Source organism: Mucilaginibacter aureus (genome assembly GCF_053514885.1).
Genome location: NZ_CP170601.1, coordinates 2,397,726 through 2,423,330 on the forward strand (window position 1 = coordinate 2,397,726; position 25,605 = coordinate 2,423,330).

General features: G+C 45.1%; 22 protein-coding genes. 14 read left to right on the plus strand and 8 right to left on the minus strand.

All coding sequences use genetic code 11. The features are described 5' to 3' along the window. Positions 1–567: 567 nt before the first annotated feature. The 3 genes from ACFGVR_RS10090 to ACFGVR_RS10100 all read left to right on the plus strand — a co-directional run bounded on the left by ACFGVR_RS10090 (position 568) and on the right by ACFGVR_RS10100 (position 5,203). Positions 568–2,196, plus strand: a complete 1,629-nt coding sequence (locus ACFGVR_RS10090) for an acyl-CoA carboxylase subunit beta (RefSeq protein ID WP_448702691.1) — start codon at positions 568–570, stop codon at positions 2,194–2,196. Between the two features lie 134 nt (positions 2,197–2,330). Next, a complete protein-coding gene (locus tag ACFGVR_RS10095) occupies positions 2,331–2,930 on the plus strand; it encodes a TlpA family protein disulfide reductase (RefSeq protein ID WP_448702692.1) in 600 nt (199 codons plus the stop codon). 65 nt (positions 2,931–2,995) lie between these two features. Then, positions 2,996–5,203: a response regulator gene (locus ACFGVR_RS10100; RefSeq protein WP_448702693.1), complete on the plus strand. Its 2,208-nt coding sequence runs from the start codon at positions 2,996–2,998 to the stop codon at positions 5,201–5,203. 45 nt (positions 5,204–5,248) lie between these two features. Here ACFGVR_RS10100 and ACFGVR_RS10105 read toward each other — a convergent pair whose 3' ends face one another. Beyond that, a complete protein-coding gene (locus ACFGVR_RS10105; protein WP_448702694.1) occupies positions 5,249–5,548 on the minus strand; it encodes a YciI family protein in 300 nt (99 codons plus the stop codon). 163 nt (positions 5,549–5,711) lie between these two features. Here ACFGVR_RS10105 and ACFGVR_RS10110 point away from each other — a divergent pair, with 163 nt between their 5' ends. The 3 genes from ACFGVR_RS10110 to ACFGVR_RS10120 all read left to right on the plus strand — a co-directional run bounded on the left by ACFGVR_RS10110 (position 5,712) and on the right by ACFGVR_RS10120 (position 8,154). Next, positions 5,712–6,869, plus strand: a complete 1,158-nt coding sequence (locus ACFGVR_RS10110) for a galactokinase (protein WP_448702695.1) — start codon at positions 5,712–5,714, stop codon at positions 6,867–6,869. 2 nt (positions 6,870–6,871) lie between these two features. Beyond that, positions 6,872–7,408 (plus strand): RNA methyltransferase, encoded by a 537-nt coding sequence (locus tag ACFGVR_RS10115; protein WP_448702696.1) that lies wholly within the window; start codon positions 6,872–6,874, stop codon positions 7,406–7,408. Between the two features lie 80 nt (positions 7,409–7,488). After that, positions 7,489–8,154, plus strand: a complete 666-nt coding sequence (locus tag ACFGVR_RS10120) for a YdeI/OmpD-associated family protein (protein WP_448702697.1) — start codon at positions 7,489–7,491, stop codon at positions 8,152–8,154. Between the two features lie 134 nt (positions 8,155–8,288). Here the strand turns inward: ACFGVR_RS10120 and dinB are convergent, their stop codons facing one another. The 5 genes from dinB to ACFGVR_RS10145 form a co-directional block, all read right to left on the minus strand. After that, the gene (dinB, locus tag ACFGVR_RS10125) at positions 8,289–9,401 is read right to left on the minus strand and encodes a DNA polymerase IV (RefSeq protein ID WP_448702698.1); all 1,113 of its coding nucleotides are present in this window, start codon (positions 9,399–9,401) and stop codon (positions 8,289–8,291) included. Positions 9,402–9,422: 21 nt separating this feature from the next. Further along, positions 9,423–9,893, minus strand: a complete 471-nt coding sequence (locus ACFGVR_RS10130; protein WP_448702699.1) for an RES family NAD+ phosphorylase — start codon at positions 9,891–9,893, stop codon at positions 9,423–9,425. Positions 9,894–9,895: 2 nt separating this feature from the next. Then, positions 9,896–10,333 (minus strand): antitoxin Xre-like helix-turn-helix domain-containing protein, encoded by a 438-nt coding sequence (locus ACFGVR_RS10135; RefSeq protein ID WP_448702700.1) that lies wholly within the window; start codon positions 10,331–10,333, stop codon positions 9,896–9,898. Between the two features lie 86 nt (positions 10,334–10,419). Continuing rightward, positions 10,420–11,544 carry an alpha/beta hydrolase-fold protein gene (locus ACFGVR_RS10140; RefSeq protein ID WP_448702701.1) on the minus strand — a complete coding sequence of 375 codons (1,125 nt, stop codon included), beginning with the start codon at positions 11,542–11,544 and terminating at the stop codon, positions 10,420–10,422. A 325-nt stretch (positions 11,545–11,869) separates the two neighbouring features. After that, positions 11,870–12,709: an aldo/keto reductase gene (locus tag ACFGVR_RS10145; protein WP_448702702.1), complete on the minus strand. Its 840-nt coding sequence runs from the start codon at positions 12,707–12,709 to the stop codon at positions 11,870–11,872. A gap of 223 nt (positions 12,710–12,932) precedes the next feature. Here ACFGVR_RS10145 and ACFGVR_RS10150 point away from each other — a divergent pair, with 223 nt between their 5' ends. Further along, complete coding sequence (locus ACFGVR_RS10150; protein WP_448702703.1) at positions 12,933–13,280, plus strand: hypothetical protein; 348 nt, start codon at positions 12,933–12,935, stop codon at positions 13,278–13,280. 140 nt (positions 13,281–13,420) lie between these two features. After that, positions 13,421–14,671 (plus strand): ABC transporter permease, encoded by a 1,251-nt coding sequence (locus tag ACFGVR_RS10155; RefSeq protein WP_448702704.1) that lies wholly within the window; start codon positions 13,421–13,423, stop codon positions 14,669–14,671. Between the two features lie 128 nt (positions 14,672–14,799). On the opposite strand, the gene ACFGVR_RS10160 is transcribed toward ACFGVR_RS10155, so the two are convergent. Next, the gene (locus ACFGVR_RS10160) at positions 14,800–18,075 is read right to left on the minus strand and encodes a PAS domain S-box protein (RefSeq protein WP_448702705.1); all 3,276 of its coding nucleotides are present in this window, start codon (positions 18,073–18,075) and stop codon (positions 14,800–14,802) included. A 140-nt stretch (positions 18,076–18,215) separates the two neighbouring features. On the opposite strand from ACFGVR_RS10160, the gene ACFGVR_RS10165 reads away from it, so the two are divergent. From ACFGVR_RS10165 to trxB, 4 genes are all read left to right on the plus strand, one after another. Then, a complete protein-coding gene (locus tag ACFGVR_RS10165) occupies positions 18,216–19,499 on the plus strand; it encodes a citrate synthase (protein WP_448702706.1) in 1,284 nt (427 codons plus the stop codon). A gap of 227 nt (positions 19,500–19,726) precedes the next feature. After that, complete coding sequence (locus tag ACFGVR_RS10170; protein WP_448702707.1) at positions 19,727–20,098, plus strand: cupredoxin domain-containing protein; 372 nt, start codon at positions 19,727–19,729, stop codon at positions 20,096–20,098. 78 nt (positions 20,099–20,176) lie between these two features. After that, entirely contained in the window at positions 20,177–20,569 is a 393-nt protein-coding gene (locus ACFGVR_RS10175; protein WP_448702708.1) for a VOC family protein, read from the plus strand. A 334-nt stretch (positions 20,570–20,903) separates the two neighbouring features. Next, a complete protein-coding gene (gene trxB / locus ACFGVR_RS10180) occupies positions 20,904–21,863 on the plus strand; it encodes a thioredoxin-disulfide reductase (RefSeq protein WP_448702709.1) in 960 nt (319 codons plus the stop codon). A 78-nt stretch (positions 21,864–21,941) separates the two neighbouring features. Here trxB and ACFGVR_RS10185 read toward each other — a convergent pair whose 3' ends face one another. Beyond that, positions 21,942–22,310 (minus strand): response regulator transcription factor, encoded by a 369-nt coding sequence (locus tag ACFGVR_RS10185; RefSeq protein WP_448702710.1) that lies wholly within the window; start codon positions 22,308–22,310, stop codon positions 21,942–21,944. Positions 22,311–22,470: 160 nt separating this feature from the next. On the opposite strand from ACFGVR_RS10185, the gene ACFGVR_RS10190 reads away from it, so the two are divergent. Further along, complete coding sequence (locus ACFGVR_RS10190) at positions 22,471–24,771, plus strand: family 20 glycosylhydrolase (protein ID WP_448702711.1); 2,301 nt, start codon at positions 22,471–22,473, stop codon at positions 24,769–24,771. Between the two features lie 14 nt (positions 24,772–24,785). After that, on the plus strand, positions 24,786–25,595 hold the full coding sequence (locus tag ACFGVR_RS10195; protein WP_448702712.1) for a hypothetical protein: 810 nt from the start codon (positions 24,786–24,788) through the stop codon (positions 25,593–25,595). Positions 25,596–25,605 lie beyond the last annotated feature (10 nt).

A 25,605-nucleotide genomic window follows, 5' to 3' on the forward strand; every position in this document is an offset into this window, starting at 1 on the left:
GAGAGGGCGCTTTGGTATTTGACAGCGGAACGATGCAATCAATTATTGCCACATCGCGTTATCTGGATATGGTAAAAGTCCGTATTTAAAACTGTTTGAATACTATTCAGACTTGTACAATTGAGGGATTTTGAGTATATTTATAGTTGGGATTAAGGAACAAAGAGCAAAGAATAAGGATTGGATTTCTTGAAAAAAATCTTACAATATCCCCCCCCTGCGTTAGATTGCAGCGGATACCGGCCCTTCGACGGGCTCAGGGCAGGCCGTGGCTAAGGCCTCCCGATGGGTATCGGGACAGGTTGTGTAGTATGAGCGGAAAGCGCGGCCCGGAGGAAACGCCCGTTTAATAAGGATTGAAGGATTGATGGACTGAATGATTGAATAAACAATTGGAAAATACCCATAAATACCCCCCCCCCCTGTTAAAAAAGTCCATAGTCTGGAAAAAGTGCTCCTGCAGCCTTTCAATTTTCAAACGTTGATACAATACTGAAAACACCCACTTTTACCCACCACCGATTTCTCAGTAAAATTCATCAGATTTGCAAGCAACTAACCGCCATTATGAACCTGGATTTTAACAAGAACGAAGACGTTAATAAACAGCTTGTTTATGAGCTGAAAACCAAACTAAAAAAAGTATTTGCGGGAGGGGGCGAAAAAGCGGCTGCCAAACAAAAAGAAAAAGGCAAAATGCTGGCCCGCGAACGTGTGGCCTACCTCATCGATAAAGATAAACCCTGGCTGGAAATAGGAGCTTTTACTGCCGAAGGCATGTATGCCGAATATGGCGGCTGCCCGTCGGGCGGAGTGGTGTGCGGCATTGGTTATATAAGCGGCAGACAGTGCGTTATTGTAGCTAACGATGCCACGGTTAAAGCCGGCGCATGGTTCCCGATAACGGCTAAAAAAAACCTGCGCGCGCAGGAAATAGCGATGGAAAACCGTTTACCCATCATTTACCTGGTGGATTCGGCCGGTGTGTTTTTGCCTTTACAGGATGAGATCTTCCCGGATAAGGAACACTTTGGCAGGATATTTCGCAACAACGCGCAAATGAGCAGCATGGGCATTATCCAGATCTCGGCCATCATGGGCTCATGCGTGGCTGGCGGTGCTTACCTGCCCATCATGAGTGATGAGGCCATGATCGTCGACGGCACAGGTTCGGTTTTCCTTGCGGGATCGTACCTGGTTAAATCGGCCATTGGCGAAGATGTGGATAACGAAACTTTAGGCGGTGCTACTACGCATTGCGAGATATCGGGCGTTACCGATTATAAAATGGCAAACGATGCCGCGGCGCTGGATGCTATCCGTAATATTATGGATAAGGTTGGCGATTATAACAAGGCGGGTTTCGATCGCGTTAAACCGGCAAAACCCACTTTAAAAGAAGAAGATATTTACGGCATCATGCCCGAAGGCCGCGACAAGCCTTACGACATGAAAGAGGTGATCCTGCGGCTGCTGGATAACTCCGAATTGGAAGAATACAAGGAAGGTTATGGGCAATCCATCATCTGCGGACTGGGCCGGGTAGACGGCTGGGCCGTAGGCATTGTAGCCAACCAGCGTACTGTGATCAAAAATAAAAAAGGCGAGATGCAGTTTGGCGGAGTGATCTATTCCGACTCGGCCGATAAGGCTACCCGCTTTATCATGAACTGTAATCAAAAGAAAATACCGTTGGTTTTCCTCCAGGATGTTACCGGTTTTATGGTAGGCAGCCGCAGCGAACAGGGTGGCATTATAAAAGACGGCGCCAAAATGGTAAATGCTGTTGCCAACAGTGTAGTACCTAAATTTACCATTGTGGTAGGTAACAGCTATGGCGCAGGCAACTATGCCATGTGCGGTAAAGCTTATGATCCGCGGTTGATCTACGCCTGGCCATCGGCTAAGATAGCTGTAATGGGTGGTTCGCAGGCGGCTAAAACCTTGTTGCAAATGCGCACCTCGGGATTGGTAGCTAAAGGCGAAGTGATCACCAAAGAACAGGAAGACGCTTTACTGAAAGAGATAACCGACCGTTACGATAACCAAACCACTCCTTATTATGCCGCCGCGCGCTTATGGGTTGATGGCATTATCGATCCGCTCGAAACCCGCAAAGTGATATCGATGGGTATTGAAGCCGCTAACCACGCGCCGATAGAAAAGCCGTTTAATGTGGGAGTTATTCAAACCTGATCGTCCGGATTATTTTATTGCTAAATCTTACCTTTCAGGATTTTTATTAGTATATTAGACATTAAATTTATTCAGTAGCCTGTCGGTTAGTTCAACATTTTCAATGGGTTATACGTGTAAAAAGTGAGGTAACAGTGATAAGAAAATTAGTGGTTGGAGTTTGGTTGATTATCCTTTTTTCGGGCATAGGGGTATTGTTTTGGTATAACGAGTTAATTTATCATTTGCCCACGCCGGTACCCGAACATTACAAATCCGTCAATAATGGTACTGTTATTAAATTAGGCAGCGAGTTCAATGCTGACCTTGGCAAGCCGGTTTTTTTACATTTTTTCAACCCCGATTGCCCATGCTCGCGCTTCAATATCACTAACTTTAAAGCATTAGTGAGGCAGTTTGGGGGGGAGGTAAATTTTATTGTGGTAGTGATCAATAATAAAAGATATACTGCTGAAGCGATACGCGATAAATTTGATTTAAACATCCCTGTTACTTTTGATGCCTCCCTGGCCCCTGCCTGCGGAGTATATTCTACACCACAAGCTGTATTATTAGATGCCCAACATACACTGTATTACAGGGGCAACTATAACCAGAGCCGTTATTGTACCGACGAAAAAACCAGCTATGCGAAAATAGCGCTTAACGGATTGCTGCATGATCATGCCCGGCTGGTATTTAACTCATTGGCCCTAAGGGCCTATGGCTGCAGCTTGCCCGATTGTAAAAGATAAAAAAGATAAAAAGGAGGGGATGCCTGATGAATGACGAGCCCACTATGTTTAAGATGCAGACAAATATGTTCCAATTAGAAGTGAAAAAGCGGTCGGATGGACTGATGAATTACTTTTTGATCGGCTATTTTGCGTTAGGGCTGATATTAGCTTCGTCTTATGGCACCTGGCTTATCGCAATCGGAGTTGGCGGTCTGAGTCTGGCAGCTTATTATTCGGCCAAAATAGCCCTGCCCGATTCATCTTTATATCAGTACGTTTTAAGTATGATATTGGGTGTTTTTATGGCGCAATATATTTACCAGATGCATGGCTTGTTCGAGATGCATTTTTTTGCTTTTATAGGCAGCGCTATATTGATCACTTACCAAAAATGGGAGTTGCAGGTACCCATGTTGGTTGTTGTTGTGATCCATCATGCTGCTTTTAGCTATTTACAGGATATCGGCATCAGCAACATTTATTTTACCCAGTTAAATTATTTCACGTTCCAAACATTTGTTATCCATATCCTTCTGTCTGCAGTGATATTTTTTATCTGCGGATTATGGTCGTACCAACTCAAAAAATATAACGAATTGCACGTGTTTCAAGCCCTGCAAATGGCCGATCTGCAAAAAGAGGCCCAACTTTCGTTAGAGCGAAAAGAAAATGAAGCAGTGCTTGAAACGGCAAACCAGGAGCTGCGAAAATCCAATCTTGAGTTAGAAAAAGCCCGTATGGAAGCCGACCAGGCCAACCAGGCCAAAAGCATATTCCTGGCAACAATGAGCCACGAAATACGTACGCCTATGAACGGGGTGATCGGTATGGCCGCTTTATTGAATGAAACTAATTTGACAGATGAACAGCGGATGTTTAACGAAACCATTACTACCTGCGGCGAAACGCTGATCAATGTAATCAATGATATCCTGGATTTCTCAAAGATCGAATCGGGTAGCCTTGAGTTGGAAAATGAGGATTTTAACCTGCGGCAATGCATTGAAGATGTATTGGATATTTTTGCTACAAAAGCCGCGCAAACAGGCCTGGAGTTGGTTTACAAGATCGATGAAAATGTGCCCCTTCAGATCGTAGGCGATCAGCTGCGCCTGCGCCAAATACTTATAAACCTGGTGGGTAATGCCATTAAATTTACCGAAGAGGGTGAGATATGTATCTGCGTTAACCTGCATAAACCGGCCGATAGCAAAGAAATGGAGTTGAGGTTTGATGTGCGAGATACTGGCATTGGTATCCCCGAAGATAAACTGCACCGGCTGTTTAAGGCATTTTCGCAGGTGGACTCTTCTACCACCCGTAAATATGGCGGCACAGGCCTGGGTTTAGCTATTTCCGAAAAACTGGTAAGTTTAATGGGTGGACAGATCAGTGTTAAGAGCAAGCCCGATATCGGTTCAACATTTTCATTTACCGTAAACACCAGTCCCGGTACCAAAACATTGGCGCCTTATACCCATTACAATATGGACGATCAGGAAGGTAAACGTATCCTGGTGGTTGATGATAACGCAACCAACCTATCTATATTAAAACGCCAGTTTGATTACTGGAAACTAAAGCCAATATTGGCCGTTTCGGGCGAAGAGGCGTTGAAGATCCTGGCAAACGATCCGGCGATAGACCTTGTGCTTACCGATATGCAAATGCCCGGTATGGATGGTATCATGTTGGCCAAACGTATCCGTGAACAATACACTAACATTCCCATTATTCTGCTAAGCTCTATCGGCGATGACCTCAAAAACGAGTCGAAAGGGTTGTTTGCTTCTATCATGACCAAGCCCATCAAACAACACCTGTTAAGTAAGCATATCCTCAGCGCTTTGCAGCAGCAACCTGCCGTTCCGCAGGAGCAGGCGTCCAGGAAAAAGCTATCTGCCGATTTTGCCCTCAAATACCCGTACGATATGCTGGTGGCCGAAGATAACCAGATGAACCAGCACGTAATAGCACACATTTTATATAAACTGGGCTATCAGCCCGATCTGGTAAAGAACGGGCAGGAAGCTATTGAGGCAGCCAACAAAAAAGATTACGGACTTATTTTAATGGATATGCAAATGCCCGTTATGGATGGAATGGAGGCAACCCGCATCATTCGCAGCACGGTAGTAAAACAGCCGGTCATTATCGCGCTTACCGCCAATACCATGCCTGGTGATGAAGAGGAATGTTTAGCCGCCGGAATGAACGACTATATTGCTAAGCCCATCAAAATTGAAGACCTGACGAGTAAGTTTGAAAAGTGGTTTTTAACTAAAGTTTGAACGACAGGCAACAATACATCTTCCATCTTACACCTTCCATCAAAATCAGCTCGCTACCGAAAACGCCACCTTAAACGGTTTCACATCTACCGTTTCCCAAACGCCGGCGGTGATGTAAATTTCGCGTTGCTTCCAGGCGTCCAGTTCTTCTTCGGTTTCAAACTGCAGTACCATTACCGATCCTATCATTTTGCCTTCATCATCTAAAATAGCGCCACCCATTATATAATTTCCGTTATCGCGCAGTTCTTTTGCACCGTCCAGATGGTGCTGGCGCACATCCATACGGCGTTTTAAAGCGCCCTCGTCGGTATGGTCGTACCCGGTTATCAAATATTGGTTCATCTTTGTGTTTTTGTAATAAAGGTAAATAAGAGTTTTTTGTTTGCTAATTACGCTGAGCAATTAGTAAGTGTACTTTTTACAATATTAAATTTTTTTAGTCATATTTGGCGTATCAAAATCACCCTGCTGGTGTATCACAATCAGGGTAAATATCAGCGCATACATGAAAGAAGAACTACAGCAACAGTTTCAAAAAAAATATAATAAAGCGGCAACGCATACTTTTTTTTCGCCGGGCAGGGTAAACCTTATTGGCGAACATATTGATTATAATGGCGGCCTGGTAATGCCTTGCGCCATCACATTAGGGTCGTATATGCTTATAGCGCCAAATAACGATAACGTTTTTCGCTTTAAGAGTGTAAATTTTGAAGACGCGCTTGAGATACCCATCCAGCCATCTTACCAAAAAAGCGGCGAGCAATGGTACAACTACCCCCTTGGCGTGATCAATTATTTTTTTGAAGGTGGTAAACAGTTAAAAGGGTTAGATATGTTGTATTATGGCGATATCCCTATTGGTTCGGGCTTATCGTCGTCAGCATCTATCGAGGTGGTAACCGCCTTTGCGTTAAATGAGCTTTTTAACTGTGGTTATACCAAACTGGAACTGGTGCTGATATCAAAACGCGTTGAAAATGATTTTATCGGTGTAAACAGCGGGATTATGGATCAGTTTGCAGTAGCTTTTGGCGAAACCGATAAAGCCCTGGTTTTAAACTGCGATACGCTGGAATACCAGGCCGTGAGCAGCAACCTGGGCGACCATGTTCTGGCCATCATCAATACCAATAAACTGCGTAAACTGGCCGAAAGTAAATATAACGAACGCGTGCACGAATGCCAAACGGCCCTGAAGCAGTTGCAGCAGGAATTGGATATTGCCAACCTGTGCGATATCGATACGGCTACGTTCGACCAGCATAAACACCTGATTACCGACGCCACAGTTTTAAAACGCGCCACACACGTGGTTGCCGAAAACGAACGCGTTAAGCTTGCCGCAAAGGCTTTGGCCGCTAATAATTTGGTTGAATTTGGCCAGCTGATGTACGCCAGTCATGATTCATTGAAAAACCTGTACGAAGTAAGCGGCAAAGAGCTGGATGCTATTGCCGAGTACGGCCTGACAGATAAAAACGTTATAGGCGCCCGGATGACCGGCGCCGGCTTTGGCGGCTGCGGAATTGCTATTGTTAAAAAAGATGCGTTAGGTAGCTTTATTACCGGCTTTACCGAATATTACGACCAAAAGATAGGCTACGCACCATCGGTTTACCCGTCGCTGATAGGTAACGGCGTGCACGAAATTATTGCTTAATTATGCGTAAACTTAAGTTAGACGAGCTTAATCGCGCCACCGTAGATGAGTTTAAGGCACAGCAAAAACTGCCCGTTGCCGTAGTGCTCGATAACGTACGCAGCTTGCATAACGTAGGCTCCATTTTTCGCACATCCGATGCTTTTGCTGTTGAACAGATATGCCTTTGCGGGATAACCGGTTTACCGCCAAACCGCGAGATCGAGAAGACCGCGCTTGGCGCTACCGCTTCTGTTCAATGGAACCATTTTGAAACCACCCTTGCAGCAGTTGAACGTTTGCGCACCGATGGCTATATCATCCTTGCTATTGAACAAGCCGAAAGCAGCACCATGCTAAACCAGTTTGAACCCTTGCCGGGCGATAAATACGCGCTGGTTTTTGGTAACGAGGTTAACGGTGTGGACGATGAGGTAATGACCCGGGTTGACGGCTGTATCGAGATACCACAGTTTGGCACCAAGCATTCTTTTAATATTGTTGTATCGGCAGGTATTGTTTTATGGGATTTTTTTTCGAAATTGAACCTCAGATCATAAATCAAGCATAAGCGCGGCCTGTGCGATTCCCCTCTTGAGAGGGGCGGAGGGGTGTGTTTATGCGCCAATCGCAAATTACAATGAACGCTCTCGCCAAAAAACTCCTCATCAAATCCAACACCACCTGGCTGTTTTACAACGCGCCCGAAGGTTATATCAACTTACTCGATCCACTGCCCGATAACGTAAAAGTTGCTTTTGAGCCTGCCGGCGAAGCAGATGGCGTACACGTCTTTATCAAAAGCATGGCCGATTTAGTTGATGGCATTAAAGCTATTAAAGCTGTGGCTAAAGCCGATACCGTGATCTGGCTAAGTTATCCTAAAAAAAGCTCAGGCGTAAAAACCGATCTTAATCTCGATATGATGAACAACTGGCCCGAAGTAACCGAGGCCGGTCTGGAAACCGTATCGCTGGTCGCTATCGACAGCACCTGGTCGGCATTACGCATCAAACCCATTGGCGAGCGCAAAGCATCAGGTTTAGGCAATGCCGAAGTAAAGCAAAGCGACCACTCGGCCTATATTGATGTTGACAAGAAAACAGTAACCGTGCCGCCTGATGTACAGCAAGCCCTGGAGGCCGAACCTGCCGCATTGGCCACCTACAACAAATTAGCCTACTCGCATCGTAAAGAATATGTGCTGTGGATACTCACCGCCAAGCAACAAAAAACCCGCGACGACCGCATGGTTAAAATGGTGGATATGCTGTTGAATGGCAAGAAAAACCCGGCGGATAAGTAGGAAATAAGAAAAGATTGTCATTTCGAGCGAGCGCAGCGACGAGAAATCTTCTGCTACCTGCGAGTCTACGAGCGTAAAGTAGAAGATTTCTTGCAAATAGGTTTTTCTCAATTCTTGAATCTTGCTTCTTGTCTCTATTCCCCAAACAACTCCAATTGCCCCGGCATCCCATCACTTTTATGCCTGACCGGCAACTCACCAAAGTTGGAAGTAGATACACCAAGCAACCGTATCTTTTGCTCATCCACAAAAGTAGCGGCCATTAATTTTTTGGCTGTAGCCGATATCTTTTCCAGGTCATCAGTAGGAGTGTTGAACGACTGGCTCCGGGTGATCTGTTTAAAATCGCTGTATTTAACTTTTAGCGTTACGGTCCGTGCTTTCAGGTTGTTTTTGGTTAAACGGTTATGCACCACAACGGATAGTTTATCCAGTTCAGGTTCCATTTCCTCGAGCGTGGTCAGATCATACGGAAAGGTATCTTCGGCGCCTACCGATTTGGTTTCCTGGTCAGGTTCTACCGGCCGTTCATCTATCCCACGTACTATCCGGTAAAAAAACCTGCCCGATTTACCAAAGCTTTTCACCAGGTCGTCTTCCGTTAGGTTTTTGAGGTCGAGGCCGGTAAAAAGGCCCATCTTTTTCATCTTTTCGGCGGTAACCTTACCCACACCGTGAAACTTTTCAACCGGCAGGGTTTCCATAAAAGCTTCAATAGCCGATGGCCCGATGAACTTTAACCCGTCGGGCTTATTCATATCCGATGCAATTTTGGCCACAAATTTATTTACCGATACCCCGGCCGAGGCAGTCAGGTTCAGCTCATCCTTAATAGCTTGTTTTATTTCCCGCGCAATGTCTATTGCCGAACCGATACCCAATTTATCATTGGTTACATCCAGGTAAGCTTCATCCAGCGAAAGCGGCTCGATCAGGTCGGTATAGCGGCTAAATATTTCGCGGATGTGGTTAGATACCTCTTTATATGCCGCAAACCGCGGACGAACAAATATGGCATGCGGGCAGAGGCGCAAAGCCGTTTTTGAAGGCATTGCCGATCGTACCCCGAACTTACGCGCCTCATAACTGGCTGTGGCCACTACACCGCCCCGTCCTTCGGGCGAGCCGCCAACCACCAAAGCCTTACCTCGTAATTCGGGGTTATCGCGCTGCTCAACCGACGCGTAAAAGGCATCCATATCAATATGGATGATCTTGCGTAGCTGGCTTTTATTTTCGGTATCCATAACTGGCTACACAAATATAAACTACTTCCGGTAAGCCTTCAACAACTTCTCAATACGTTCATCAGGCACCAAATCGCTAACCTGGATAATTTTAACACGTTTAAAATCCGGGTGCAGGGTATTGATCACGTAGTTATTCGATTCCGGTATCACCGCTGAGGGCACTTTTAAAACACAGGTGGCTTGCGCTTCAAACCATTTATTGCCTATGGCCTGGCAGATGGTATAATCCCTAAAGTCGCGCCAACCCGGTTTTAGTCTTTCGGTTTTGATGGTTTCTATCGTGATGTCATCGGGTACTTCGATCACCACAATTTTAAAATCGCTGTTAAAGCCAACGCCCTGCCGGCGCACCATGTTTTCCAGTAAAGCCAGGGGTATCGATTCGGCCGCGTAGATCACCTTTTTACCTGCCGATGCCCAGCGACCAGCCACACCCGATGCGGTTAATTTAGTGGCGTAGTTGATATGCCCTATCCTGAAGATCAGCATACTTATACCGCGTCGCCGTAGGCCAGTTTGGTAATTTCGTCGGTCACCAGGTCAATCCCACCCGAGGTATTCAGCCAGTCAAATGGGGTTTCTTTGGCATTCCAAAAGGGTTTGCGCAGCCAGTAGTTAAACTCGGCCGTACTGCCAAAAATCTCCTCGCCTTTGTTAAACAGGGCTATTAGCTTCAACAGGTGTTCGCTGTAAGCCGGTTCAAGGCTTTTTTTCTTATCGTGATAATTACTGATGGTACGCGAGCTGATGTTCAACAACCCCGAAAGCTCTTTGTATGGCATATTAATTGCCTGCGCAAAATCAAAAAACAATTGGGTACCCACACCCATACGGGCGCTTTTAACAATGGCGAAGTTATCGCCAATATTAAGCTTGCTCAATTTTTGCCTTAAAGCCGGCGCGTGATGTTGTATTGCTGCGGTTGCCATAAAGTTTCCTTTTTTCAAAACAAAGATATAGGAATTATTTCAATTTTAAAAGAGAAAATATTCCACAATTGTTTTTAAGAAAAGTTTTATTTCATCCCCGCAACCAGCCATTGATAAAACGCCGGGAAAGCGCCGCGCCATTGTGCCTCGTTATGTTTGGCGCCTTTAATTACTGTTGTTGGAGTGTTCTTTAACGATAAGCCACTATTACGCGAGATATCAGCCATTTTAAGCATATCTGTATCCATAGTATCACCTTCCTGGTCGCCGCACACAAAATAAAAACGTTTAGCCTGGGCCGCATGCGCTTTAGCATATTCGTATATCGGTGGGTTTATCCAGAAAGCAGGCGAGAATACCCCCGCGCTACCAAACACCCTGGGGTATTTCAATTCGGCATACATACTGATCAATCCACCCATCGAGCTGCCGGCAACCGCAGTATGGCGGGCGTCGGTAAGGGTACGGTAATGGCTGTCGATATAAGGTTTCAGCGTTTCTACTAAAAAATCTACGTATTTGTCGCCCAATGGTTGGCCATATTTTGAAGCGTACGGGCTGTACTCTACAACCCGCGCATCGCCGCCATGATCAACGCCTACCACAATAAACTGTTGTTGCCCGGCTTTCAGGCTGTCCATAAATTCATCCACACCCCACTCGCCAAAGCCGCTGGTATACCCATCGAACAGGTTTTGCCCGTCGTGCATATAAATAACCGGGTATTTTTGTTTGCCGGTTTGGTAGCCTTTGGGCAGATAGATCCAAACCCGGCGCTGCTTGCCCAATTGTGGCATATCAAACTTCTCGGTAATGATGTGTACGTTAGCGCTGGCGGTATGTGTACGCTGGATAGGAGGGTGCAGGTCCTGCCAGTCGGCAACAGTTAAGTAGACAGTAGTATCATGCACCAGGTGCAAACTGCGGTTACCAAAACCGGCGCCGTTAGGGCCGCATTCAACCTTATCCCAGCTGCCGCGAACCAGTTTATATTCGTAATTACCCGGAGCAAGGTTTTGCTGCAGAGAGTTATTGGTGAACTGCCACGCTGCTTTCGCCGGACTCCAATCATTAAAATTACCCGCCATGTAAATACTTTTAGGCTCAGGCATTTGCACGGGCAGGTTTTTAATTACAAAATTGACTTTTACCTGCGCAAACAGAATATGCGCGCTTAATAAAAAAGCGAAGAATAGCAGCAAACGTTTCATAAAAGTAGGCTTGGTTAGTTACTTACAAATGTACGTAAGTTTTGCGTTAGCGATTGCAGCGGATACCGGCCAAGTGGCTAAGGCCTTGTGTAGTATGAGCGTAAAGCGCGGGCCGCAGGTAACGCCCCAATTATAAAGAAGCTGTCTGCAAATATTATTTACCAATCGATGCAAATTATTCAGCTCTGTGTGCTTTGTGTTTTCTCTTTGTGCTCTCTGTGGTAAAATTAACCACAAAGTTCACAGAGGTATTACACAGAGGCCACAGAGATTAGATTAATTTTTTAATTCAGTTATACTTTTGAGACAGCCTCTTTTACTCTTGCTATATCTTCCCTAACTCTTCCATATCCTCAACACTCAATTCAATATCGGCGGCTTTCATATTCTCTTCCAGGTGAGCCACGTTTGACGTACCCGGTATCAGCAAAATATTTTCGGCATGGTGCAGCAGCCAGCTTAGCGCCAGTTGATGCGTGGTGGCATGGTGTTTTTTAGCAATACCCTCGATCTTTTCCAGCCCTTCTTTATTGCCGCCACCCAGCGGGAACCAAGGGATAAAAGCGATGTTGTTGGCCTTGGCATATTCCAGCTCAGTTTCCCATTTGCGGTTATCAATACTGTACATGTTTTGTATCGATACGATCTTTACAAATTCCTGCGCTTTTTTGATCTCGGCAACGCTTACCTCTGATAGACCGATATGTTTGATCTTGCCTTCCTGTTGCGCCTTCTGTAAAAATTCTAAAGTTTTTTCAAACGGAACATTCGGGTCGACACGGTGCAATTGGTACAGGTCTATCTGCTCGAGCTTTAAGCGTTTAAGGCTGCCCTCCAAAGCTTCCTTTAAATGTTCAGGGCTCGAGTTGATCGGCCACTGGTTGGGGCCCGTGCGTGTTAAACCGCCTTTGGTAGCGATAACCAATCCGGGTTTGTATGGATGCAGTGCTTCGGCTATCAATTCTTCGGATACGTAAGGGCCGTAGCTATCTGCCGTGTCGATAAAATCAACACTCAATTCAACGGCGCGTTTTAAAACTTTAATTGCTTCGTCGTGATCTTTTGGCGGCCCCCAGATACCTTCGCCGGTAATGCGCATAGCGCCGTATCCAAGGCGGTTAACGGTCAAATCGCCACCAATGGTAAACTTTTGATTAATGCTCATAGCTGATGTTTGTTTATTAAAGGTAACAGGCGCGCAGGCTTATTGTTGGTATAAAATGGCTTCGCCCAATATTTTGACCTGCAGATTATGTTTATACAAATTTTGTATATTAATGTGTACAGCCCGGATAATATAACAGTAGCTGTTTACGCTGCTATAACACAATTTTAACACTGGCAGGGCTTTTGCATAACCGTTAGCATAACAACCAAATTAAAATATCATGAAAAAGTATATCAAAATACTCGTTTTGTTTTTAACCGTCATTATTATGGGCAGCAGTGTTACCGATGCCCAAACAACCTATCACCGTAAACACCGTAAATGGAGCAACAGAGCCAAAGGCGCAGCTATTGGCGGCGTAGGCGGCGCAGTTGCCGGCGGCATAATTGGCCATGGCGTAGGCGGGGCGCTTATTGGCGGCGCTATTGGCGCAGGCGGCGGTTATATTATTGGCGATGCCAAGGACCGTAAAAAACAACGTGAGCGTGAAGCATATCGCCGGGCACACCCACTGCATCATCCAAAATCAGTTACTACTACTACAACTGTGCGTACAGCACATTACTAATAGTTAATACGTTTATACCCAAACGGCTCTGTGGCTTGCACAGGGCCGTTTTTTTGCGCTGTGTTTGCATTGCACATATCGCAAATAATTATTTACATTTAGCTGTAACTCAAAAGCATTGGGTACGTCTAAAAGGGAGTATGATATTTTTTAAGCTTTTTCGTGAGAGTATTATTTTTGCCTTAGATGCCCTACGGCAAAATAAGCTGCGCACAATACTATCTTTATTAGGTATCACCATTGGTATTTTTACCATTATCGCGGTGTTTTCGGCAGTTGATACCTTGCGCGATAACCTGCAAAAAAGCGTAAACAAGCTGGGCAGCAACAGCATCTTTATCCAAAAATGGCCCTGGGCCTTTGGCAGTGATTACCCCTGGTGGAAATACATACAACGCCCGATGCCCAAATTGCACGATTATGATGAACTGGGCAAACGCATCCAAACAGCTAAAGGGATATCCTACGAGATCAGTCTGGATAGCCGTACCATTAAATACCTGAGCAATAGCGTTGATAATGCCGAGATAAGCGCTGTATCAGCCGATTATGATAAGACCTGGAACCTCGAGTTTCAGGACGGGCACTATTTTACCGATATCGAATCGCGCACGGGCGCCCCGGTGGCGCTTATTGGTAATGATGTGGCCGAGGGCCTTTTTAATGACCCGTTACAGGCAACCGGCAAGCAGATCAAAGTTTTGGGCCGTAACGTTACCGTGATAGGTGTATTTGCCAAAGAAGGTGAGGATATGCTGGGCATATCGCAGGATAAGGCTATTGTATTGCCTTTAAACTTTGCGCATAATATCATTGACGTACAAAACGAAAAATACAATCCGCAAATAACCGTAAAAGGTAAAGACGGCATAAGCAGCCCCGAAGTGGAAAGCGAACTGGAAGGCCTGATGCGTTCCATACGCCGCCTTCGCCCTAACGAGGATGATAACTTTGCTTTAAATAAATCTACCATATTATCTAACCAGCTGGATACCTTGTTCAGCACCATTAACGTGGCTGGTTTATTTATTGGTATATTCTCCATCCTGGTAGGTGGTTTCGGTATAGCCAATATCATGTTCGTATCGGTAAAAGAGCGCACCAACATCATTGGTATCCAAAAATCGCTGGGGGCCAAAAATTACTTCATTATGCTCCAGTTTTTGATCGAGGCTATCCTGCTTTGCATTATGGGTGGGGCAATAGGTATCGGTATAGTTTATGGAGGTACTTTTGCTGTTAAAGCCCTGATCGATATTCAGATCGTACTTTATCTCAAAAATATTGTTCTGGGCGTAAGCATATCGATAGCTATTGGTATTATAGCAGGTATTGTGCCTGCCTGGTTTGCCTCAAAACTTGATCCTGTTGAAGCGATCAGGACGAATTAATTGGGTTGCCTGTTTCGGGTTGTGTGTTGCGAGTTGAAAGACCATTTTTTCAATAATCAGTACGTAGTTAATCGTGGGTCTTATTTTAAATAAAGCCCACAACAGGCAACGCATAACTCACAACAAAATTACTGTTCCACTTTTACTTTGCCGTAAAACCTGGCCAGTTTTTCAAAAAGCACTTCGGGTACAAAAGGTTTGGTTAAGTAGTCGTCCATACCGTAACGGGCAGCTTTGGCGCTGGTTTCGGGCATGGCATCGGCGCTTAGCGCGATGATCGGTATATCGGGCTGGCTTTGTTTGATCAGGGCCGCAGCTTCAAAACCATCCATTAGCGGCATTTGCAGGTCCATCAGTATCAGGTCGAAATTATGCGCCATGGCCATTTCAACCGCCATCCTGCCATCCGAAGCCTGCTGAACCTTGCAGTTCCAGTTCTTTAAAAACTTGTTGGCTATCAGCAGGTTCATTTTGTTATCATCAACAAGCAAAATGCTCATGCCTTTTATACTTACCTCTTCAGGTCTTTGATGCTCAGTTACAGCAGGCGTGCCTGTTATGGGTTCGGCCGGTTCATCAACCTCTGCCTTTTCAAACATAATGGTAAAACTAAACTCGGTGCCTTCACCAGGCTTGCTGCTCAGGTTAATGGCGCTGCCGTGCAGCTCAACCAAACGTTTGGTAATGGCCAGGCCAAGACCCGTGCCGCCGTAATCGCTGGCGGTTGAACTGTATTCCTGTGTAAACGGATCAAATATCTTATCCAGGTTTTCGGGCGCTATGCCAATACCGGTATCCGCAACGGCGAACCTGATCGATATCCTGTCCTGCTTAATCTGTTGCGATTCAAGGCGCAAGTACACTGTGCCATTGGTGGTAAACTTAACCGCGTTGCTTAACAGGTTATTCAATATCTGTCCAAGACGTAGCTGATCGCCGATGAGGTTTGCCGGTATGTTTTTATCAAAGGCCAGTTCCAGTTTCGAGCCGTTATCTTCGGCTTTGGTAGCAAATGCCTGTAGTATGTTTTGCGCCAGTTTTTGAATGTTAAACTGCTGCTTGTATAGTTCGAGCTTACCGGCTTCAATTTTGTTGTAATCCAAAATATCGTTGATCAGTTCCAATAAGTTATTGCTCGAAAATTGTAGTGTGTGCAGATACTCCAGTTGGCGTGGGGCAGGGTTATCCTGCAGCAGCAGGTTGGTAGTACCAATAACGGCGTTCATCGGCGTGCGTATCTCATGACTCATGATCGACAAAAATTCCGATTTAAACCTCGACGATTTTTCGGCGTTCTCTTTAGCGATGATCAATGCTTCGCGCGCCTTTTTAATATCGGTAATATCCTCGCCAATGCTGGTGGTTTCGGCCATGTTGCCAAATTCATCATGTGTAACCGTATTTTTCCAGTTAATAACACGCTGCTTGCCGTTTTTGCAAATAACAGGGCTGGTATGCTGGGTGTAAAAGCTGTTACTATCCAACCATGCTTTAAATTGCGATTTTAAATTATCGGGCACAAAACTATCTATCCAGTTCATGCCTAATAGCTCGCTCTTGTCATAACCTACAATATCAGCCAGGTGTTTATTGCAAAATATAATGTCGCCTTGTTTGTTTAAAGTAACTGCGGCCAGGTTAATGGTTTCGAGTACGTTTTTGTATTTGTTTTCGGCGCGCTCAAAGTCGATCTCAATTTTACGACGCTCGGTCAGATCCTGTATGGTGCCTATTATTTTACGGATAACGCCATCCTTTTTGAGCGTTTTACCAATAATAATGCTGATGTATTTCAAATTACCCTTGCCGGTGATGATGCGGTACTCTAAAAACAAACGGTTAAGCTTGGTATGATCCTTAAACAGGGAGGATACCATTGCCTTATCATCCGGATGAACAAAGGCCAGCAGCAGTTTAAAATGATTTTCGTTTTTAACTTCCTCTTTTTCCAGGTCGTAAATACGGTATATCTCATCGCTCCATTCCAGGTCGTTAACCTTAACGTCCCATTTCCAGCCGCCCACTTTGGCAATGGCCTGTACTTCCATCAGTTCAGCCTGGCTTGAGCGGATGGTACGGTTGGCCTGCTTGCTTTCGGTAATGTCCTGCACAATGCCAGCAACTTTGATCACCGCACCTTTATCGTCTTTAACAGGATAACCACTTACCACCTTAATATATTTAAGGTGGCCTTTTGGCGTGATCAGCCTATGCTCAAACTCGGTTAAGGGGTTGCTGGCCAGCGATGCGAAGTATTGCTGTGCCTGTGGCCGGTCGTCATCATGTATCAGGCTGATGTAATAGCTCAGTTTGGTTTTATCGGGTGGGATATCCGACACTTCCAGAATAGAGAACAGGTTGTTGGACCAGAAGATATCTTTATAGGTGCTATCTGTCCACCAACTGCCTAATTTGGCAACCACCTGCTCATTATACAGTATCAGTTCGTTCTCTTTTAAAGCGGCGGCAGTTACCTTCAGTTCAGTAATATCGGTAATGGTTACCGTTACCCGGTGGGTAAAGTGCCTTTCCTCATCAAAAACAGGGTTTATTACAGCCCTGTACCATTGCTCGTTACCAAACAGCGAGTAAAATTCGAACGATGCCTGCTGATGTGTTTTTTGTACGTGTTTAAAATAATTGGTTAGTACGGGTATTTGCAGGGTGTTGATATTGGTGCCTATCAGCGTTTCGGGCTGGTTCAATAAAATATCTTCGGTTTGGTACCATTCGCCAACACAGGTTTTACCGGCATCATACTCAAATACCAGGGCAGTATTAGCTGCAGATAAGCCACGCAGGTTTGTTTTAAGCATTTCCAGTTCGGTGCTGGTTGCATTAAGTGTGGCACTACGCTCCTTTACATCATTGTTTATCTTTATACTGCGCAGTATGTACGATCGCCTGAACAGGAACAGCGTGGCTGCAAACCCGGTAAACAAAATGAGGGCTATCCCCATCAGATTTAGCTCTACAATGATCGTGGAAAAAAATAAACCGCAGCCAAAGGCTATAAAGTTAAATAGCGTTAAACCTACAAACTCGTATGACCGCCGGCAAAAAAAGCTGAGCACCATGAGCGACACCAGCGAACCTAAAAAGTATTCGCCTATAAAATTGTTTTCGCCTAAAAGGTAACAGTTGTTGATACCCAAAAACACAAGCAGGGTAACATAAGCCGAGGTATAGTAAATTTTTTTTTGATCGAAGAAGGATATGACTGCCGTAATGAGGCACAACAGGCTGCTGCCAACACGCACCATCGCAGGGTCGTATGATTGCGGGGCGTAATCGAGATACAGAAAATGGAAAGCAAGATTAATAAAACACAAAATGACAAAAAACAGACGATAAAAGTCCTTATCATTACTTGCGTTTGATAGTCTAAATATGCTGAGAGCCATTACTTAATTAGGGTATTACTCGAAATTTTAGTTATAATTGCCGATGATACACCGGAAACTAAATTTTTACAATTCTAAACAATTCTAAACCATAAAAGTACACAGATTTATTTACATTTGCGTATTACAACACAATTTCTATGTCAGAAACAATACAGTTAAAAATTGGTGATAAAACTTACGATCTGCCTGTAATACAAGGTACCGAGGATGAAAAAGCGATAGATATTTCAAAACTGCGCGACCTTACCGGATATGTTACCTTAGACATTGGATACAAAAATACAGGCGCTACCAAAAGTGCTATCACGTTTCTGGACGGCGAAGCTGGAATACTAAAATACCGCGGTTATCCTATTGAGCAACTGGCCGAAAAATCGAGTTTTTTAGAAGTTGCTTATTTACTGATCTATGGCGAACTACCAACTGCTGATGAGTTGAAAACTTTTCAGGCCAAGATCAACAAACATACGCTGGTGCATGAGGACCTGAAAAAGTTTTTCGACGGTTATCCATCGCACTCGCACCCAATGGGGCAGTTAACAGGTTTGATCAGCTCGCTGTCGGCTTTTTACCCTGAATCACTCGCTACTCAAACTCCTGAGATCATTGACGAAACCATCATCAAGCTTTTGGCTAAGATGAGTACCATCGTATCGTGGATCTACAAAAAATCATTGGGTCACCCGGTTATTTATCCGCAAAATAAGTTTGATTACGTAACCAACTACCTGTACATGACCTTTGGCCAGCGTACCGAAGAGGTTACCATTGATCCGGTTGTTGTTGATGCCATGAACGTGTTGCTGATACTGCATGCCGACCATGAGCAAAACTGCTCAACATCAACGGTACGTATCGTAGGCTCGTCCGACTCTAACTTATATTCGTCCATCTCTGCCGGTATTTCGGCACTTTGGGGCCCGCTGCATGGCGGCGCTAACCAGGCTGTTATAGAGATGCTGGAGAAAATTAAAGCCGATGGCGGCGATACTGACAAATGGATCGCGAAAGCGAAAGATAAAAACGATCCGTTCCGTTTGATGGGCTTTGGCCACCGCGTGTACAAAAACTTCGACCCGCGCGCCAAGATCATCAAAAAAGCCTGCGATGATATCCTTGAGAAATTAGGCATCGACGATGAGGTATTGGATATTGCCAAACGTTTAGAAGAAGTAGCCCTGAAAGACCCTTACTTTGTTGAGCGTAAATTGTACCCTAATGTTGATTTTTACTCGGGTATTATTTACCGCGCCTTAGGCTTCCCTACCGAAATGTTTACCGTGCTGTTTGCACTGGGCCGTTTACCAGGATGGATTGCGCAATGGAAAGAGTTAAAAGAAAACAAAGAGCCTATCGGTCGCCCGCGCCAGATCTATACCGGTGCTACCACCCGCGACTATGTAGATATCAAAAAACGATAAATTAGTTATTGGTTATTAGGTTATTGAGTTATTTGAGCTTGGTAAACTAATTAATAATACCAACTAAAAACCAAAAGCCTTTCGACACCGGAAGGCTTTTTGTTTTTGGCACCCTTGCTAACTTCGCAACTCTGCCGTTCCCCGGAGGATTTTAACGAAACATTTTTTCGTTACAGGCAACCTTTTTTATAGTTGTTGCGTGATGGTAGTAACAAACACATACTACTATGAAAAAGAACATTTTAAATTTGCTTTTGCTTATTGTAACAGTAGCAATAGTAATTTACAGCTGCAGCAAATCATCTAACCAACCATCAACAGATACAACTGGCGGCAGTACCGCTACCGGTGCATCGGTAGCTATTCAAAACTTTGCCTTTGTGCCCGATACCATCCGTATCAAAGTTGGCCAAAGCGTTACCTGGAAAAACATGGATACTGCTCCGCATACCGCTACAGCATTAAATGGTGCATTCGGCAGTGCCGACCTATCAACCAACCAAACTTTTCAGTTTATATTTAATACGGCGGGTACTTTTTCGTACCACTGCACGGTGCATCCTATGATGGCTACTGCCTATGTCATTGTAACTAATTAATAGCCGAGCCCTACGCATTTATATTCCGGATAATTTTTGCGAAATTGGCCTGCCCCCTACGGCGGGCTAATTTATTTTATGATAACTTATAATCGCCTCGATCACGTTTACATTTCCGTGCCACCCGGCCGCGAACATGATGCACATCTGTTTTATACCAATGTAATGGGCTTTACACCAACTTACCGACCATCTGTTTTCGATGCATCAAAAGGCTATTGGTACCAGTTGCCTGGGATGGAATTACACATCGGTACCGAAGACGGAACACCGCTATCCAAACAGCATTTTGCCATGGAGGTTGCCGATATCAAAGCTGCAAGGAAACACCTGGTAGCTAATGGTGTGGAGATATGCGAAGAGATAGCCATCCCCGGCCGCGAACGTTTTACGTTTAAGGATCCGTTTGGGAATAGGATTGAGTTGCTGGAGTATAGCCCCCTGCCCCCTAAAGGGGGAGTTAGAGTCTAAAAGTCCAGAGTCAAAAAAAAGACTGAGGACTAAGTACTCCTGGCTTAGAACTGAACCCGCGTTAGCGATTGCAGCGGATACCGGCCCTGTGGCTAAGGCCAAGTGCAGTATAAGCGTAAAGCGCGGGCCGAAGGTAACGCCTAAAATAACCTGTATATTTTTAATAATTATTCCTTCCTGCACTTTATCAATCAATATCCAGTCGCATAACCCTGCCAAACCTTACAAAATCTGTGTAATCTTATCATCAATAAATAAGTACAGTATACTGACTATGCCCTATTGGCTAAACCGCCCATAAAGCATAACTTTGTGGCATAATTTCTCCAAGAAAATGTCACAAGAACAAGAACACGTAACATGTTTAATTATAGGCTCAGGGCCCGCCGGATATACCGCAGCAATATACGCTGCCCGCGCCGATCTGAAGCCCGTTTTATATACCGGGATGCTGGCCGGCGGCCAGTTAACCCAAACTACCGATGTAGATAACTTTCCGGGGTATCCAAACGGAATTATGGGCCCCGAAATGATGGAAGACCTGCGTAAGCAGGCCGAGCGCTTTGGTACCGATATCCGTTTTGGCTATGTGAGCTCGGTTGATTTTTCATCGATGCCGCACAAAGTTGTGATCGACGAAGAGAAAACCATTACTGCCGATACCGTGATCATTTCAACCGGGGCATCGGCCAAATGGCTGGGACTGGAATCAGAAGAAAAATATAATGGCTTTGGTGTTTCGGCATGTGCCGTTTGCGATGGTTTCTTTTTCCGCGGACAGGACGTAGCCATAGTTGGCGCCGGTGATACTGCTGCCGAAGAAGCTACTTACTTAGCCAAGCTTTGCCGCAAGGTGTATATGATCGTTCGCCGCGATGAGTTCCGCGCTTCAAAAGCGATGGTTCACCGCGTGCAGCATACCAAAAATATCGAGATCATTTACAACAGTGAAACACAGGAAATTGTGGGCGATGGCCAGGTAGTTACCGGTGTACGTATTAAAAACAATAAAACACAGCAGGAGCGTTTGCTGGATGTTACCGGCTTTTTTGTAGCTATCGGTCATCACCCTAACACCGATATTTTTAAGGGCCAGATCCATATGGATGAAACCGGGTACATTATTACCCATCCGGATAGCACCCAAACCAACGTAGAAGGTGTTTTTGCCTGCGGCGATGCGCAAGACCGTATTTACCGCCAGGCAGTAACCGCTGCAGGTACAGGCTGTATGGCAGCTTTAGAGGCCGAGCGTTACCTTGCCGCTAAAGAGCATGTGGTTACCGCCGAGTAAAGCAAAATCAGATTGAAAGATAAAAAGCCACCCGGATGGGTGGCTTTTGTGTTTATATTCAATAAACATGTTGTTGATTTAATGAACCAGTTCCGGCGGCAGGCAATTGTTTACCGCCCTTACCAGGTCGGCAACATCAAAAGGTTTTTGCACATATCCATCGGCGTTGCAGGTTTCGGCTATTTCTGCTATCTGGGACGAGGTTGATAAAATAATTACCGGGATGTGCCTGGCCTCATGGATGGCCTTGATCTCTTTACAAACCATATGCCCTTCCTTTTTATTCAGCCACTCATCTAATAAGATCAGGTCGGCGCGCTCTATAAATATCCGCTCTATCGACCTGGGATTTGTGGCTATTACTTCGTAGCCTTCATTTTCAAGAATATAACTTACAACGTCCCTTATGTCGTTGTCATCTTCTGCAATCAGCACTCTTCTTTTCACTAAAATTTGTTTGGAGGTATAAGGCAAATATAGAGAATTAATTGAAACGAAATTTTTTACTTTGTTTTAAATCAGTAAGCCCTTCTCCAACTTTTTTACCCGGCAATAAACACTTTTATTTCAAAATCTGTTAACTTCACAACTTGCTTAACCCAGTATAATGCTAAAACACTTTTTAATTGTCCTCACAGTCTTTGGTTTTTCGGCGGTTTACGCCCAGGATGCTGCTCCAAATCTTCATATTATTCCCGCACCGGTATCGTTAAAAAAAACAGAGGGTACTTTTACGCTTACACAGGAAACCCTTATACAGGCCGATACGCCTTCAAACCGTTCGGTTGGTGTATTTACATCGGCCTTGTTAGGTAGCTGGGGGCTGCGCAAACAAGTTACTCAAACCAATAACACGGTTACGGGTAATGTTATCAGGTTTACTTCGGCTGGTGCCGATGCATTGCCTGCCGAAGGCTACCACATCAGCATTACACCACAACAAATTACCGTAAGCGGTAAAGGCGCGGGTTTGTTTTATGGTGTACAAACCCTCATCCAACTGCTGCCATCGCCTAAAGGCAACATGGCAAAAATACCTTGCGTGGAGATTGACGATTATCCCCGCTTTGGTTACCGGGGTTTGCATCTGGATGTATCACGTCATTTTTTCGGTGTGGATTTTGTTAAAAAATACATCGACCTGATGGCTGAGTACAAGCTCAATACTTTTCACTGGCATTTAACCGACGACCAGGGCTGGCGTATCGAGATCAAAAAATATCCTAAACTTACATCGGTAGGCAGCATGCGCGATCAAACCATGATCGGTAACTACCACGATTTTACTCCACAACAGTTTGATAATACGCCTTATGGCGGATACTATACGCAGGATCAGGTTCGCGAAGTGGTTAAATACGCTGCCGAGCGTTATATCACCATAGTACCCGAAATTGAAATGCCGGGGCACTCGGTAGCAGCCATTGCCGCATACCCTGAGCTGGGCTGCTACCAGGGCAGGCAGGTTAAGGTTGCCGGTACCTGGGGCGGTTTTGATGATATTTATTGCCCTACCGACTACACCTTTAATTTTATGAATGATGTGCTGACCGAGGTGATGGATCTTTTCCCGAGCAAATACATCCACATCGGCGGCGACGAGGTTTCAAAAACTGCGTGGAAAGAATCGGATTTTTGTCAAAAGCTCATTAAAAAATTAAAGCTGAAGGACGAAGAAGGTTTGCAAAGCTATTTTATCCAGCGGATTGAAAAATTTGTGAACAGCAAAGGTCGCAGTATTATTGGCTGGGATGAGATATTACAGGGCGGCCTGGCGCCAAACGCCACCGTGATGAGCTGGCGCGGCGAAGCCGGTGGTATTGCCGCAGCGCAGCAGCACCACAACGTGATCATGTCGCCAAGCAGTGCCGGTTTGTATTTTGACCATGCGCAAGGCAAAACCAGTCAGGAGCCATTGGGTATAGGCGGTAACTCGCCTTTAAAAACAACTTATGCCTACAACCCGGCTTCAACAACGTTAACCGCCGATCAGCAAAAATATATTTTAGGTATACAGGCCAATATGTGGGCAGAGTATATTACTACCGATTACAAGGTAGAATATATGTTGCTGCCACGCTTAATGGCCCTGTCGGAAATTGCATGGACACCCTTAGCTAACAAAAACTATAAAGACTTTAGCGAAACCCGGCTGCCCGTGCACCTGGGCAAAATTGATGCAGCTGGTTTAAACTACCGCGTATCAACCGCTATTGGTGCACCCGATACCATTATGACGGCTAACAAATACACTTTTAGCCTGAAAAGCCCCGTTGCTGATGCGAAGATCTATTATACAATTGACGGCTATACCCCGCGCGAAACCGACCAGGAGTATCGGGAGCCGGTAACGGTGCAGGTGCCCAATAACTCAAGCAGGGTGTTCCAAACTATCGTGATCTCCAATTCGGGTAAACGCAGTGCGGTAACACGCGCCATTATCAACAACAAACCGGCCCTTGCCCCGGTAACTTACAACGGCGCTGCCGAAGGTTTGAAATATCGCCTGTTTAATGGTACTTTCGAGAATACCGACAAAATTGACGGCGGTACAGAGATCGATACCGGCGTTGCTAAAAATTTTAATACCAGTGGCTTCCGTAAAAACGGAGTTCATGATTTTGGTGTAATATATACCGGTTTTATACGTATTGATAATAATGGCAAGTATTCGTTCTCAACTTCGTCGGCCGATGGATCGGTGCTGATGATAGACGATCAGCTGGTGGTGGATAACGATGGCAAACACAGCGCGTTTGAACAGGGTGGCGATGTGCTGCTGCAAAAAGGCTATCACAAGTTTACATTGAAATACTTTTATGCAAGCGCGGGTAACTCATTACATGTTTATATGACCATCCCCGACAGACCAAAAGGCGAAATGCCACCCGATATTCTATTTAATTGAGTATATTTAAACCGATGGTAAAGAAGATCGACCCCTATCTGTTTTACGTAACTGTTCTGGCCTGCTGCATGGGCCTGGTAAGCGCATGTAAACAACCCGCGCCGCAACAGCCGGAAATACCGCCTCTGGCCGGCAGCAGCCCAGCTAAAGCTGTATTGCCACAACCTTTCAGATATCATAAACTGATAGAAAGCTCACCGGGTAAGTATTTTGATGTATATGCCTGGGGCAGGGGTAAAGATTCATCCGGGGCGTATCTTATCTTACATTCCGACTCTGCCGGCAGCCATTACACCACCACTTATGGCGACCTGGAAGGATCAGTAATTGATGTTTACAATACCGATATGAATATGGACGGTAACCCGGAGATACTCATCGAATCGAAGGCAAAGGATACCACCAGCCACATTAACATTTATGCCTATGAGTTTAGAGGTGGTAAGGGCCAGAAGATCGACTTCCCGAAACTAAGCTCCAATACCAAAAAGGTTTACCGTGGCGGCGATGTTTTTTCGATAAAAGAAGGTAACCTGGTGCGCCAGTTTCCGGTTTATGATGGTAATGGCGCCGATGCCAAACCAACCGGTAAAACCAAAATACTGCAATACGGTATCAGCGATAATACTTTTACGGTGAAGGATATCAGTGCGGTGGATAGTACCCAAACAACTGCAACCAAACCGGTTGAGACCGCAGTTGTAAAAACCAAAACCACCGGTAAACCTGCTAAAGAAAAGCATACCGAAAGCAAAAAGAAGAAAAAGAAAACCGAGGAGCATCACACTAAGAAGAAGAAAAAGCATCATCGGAGTGAGCGGTAGTTAAATTTCG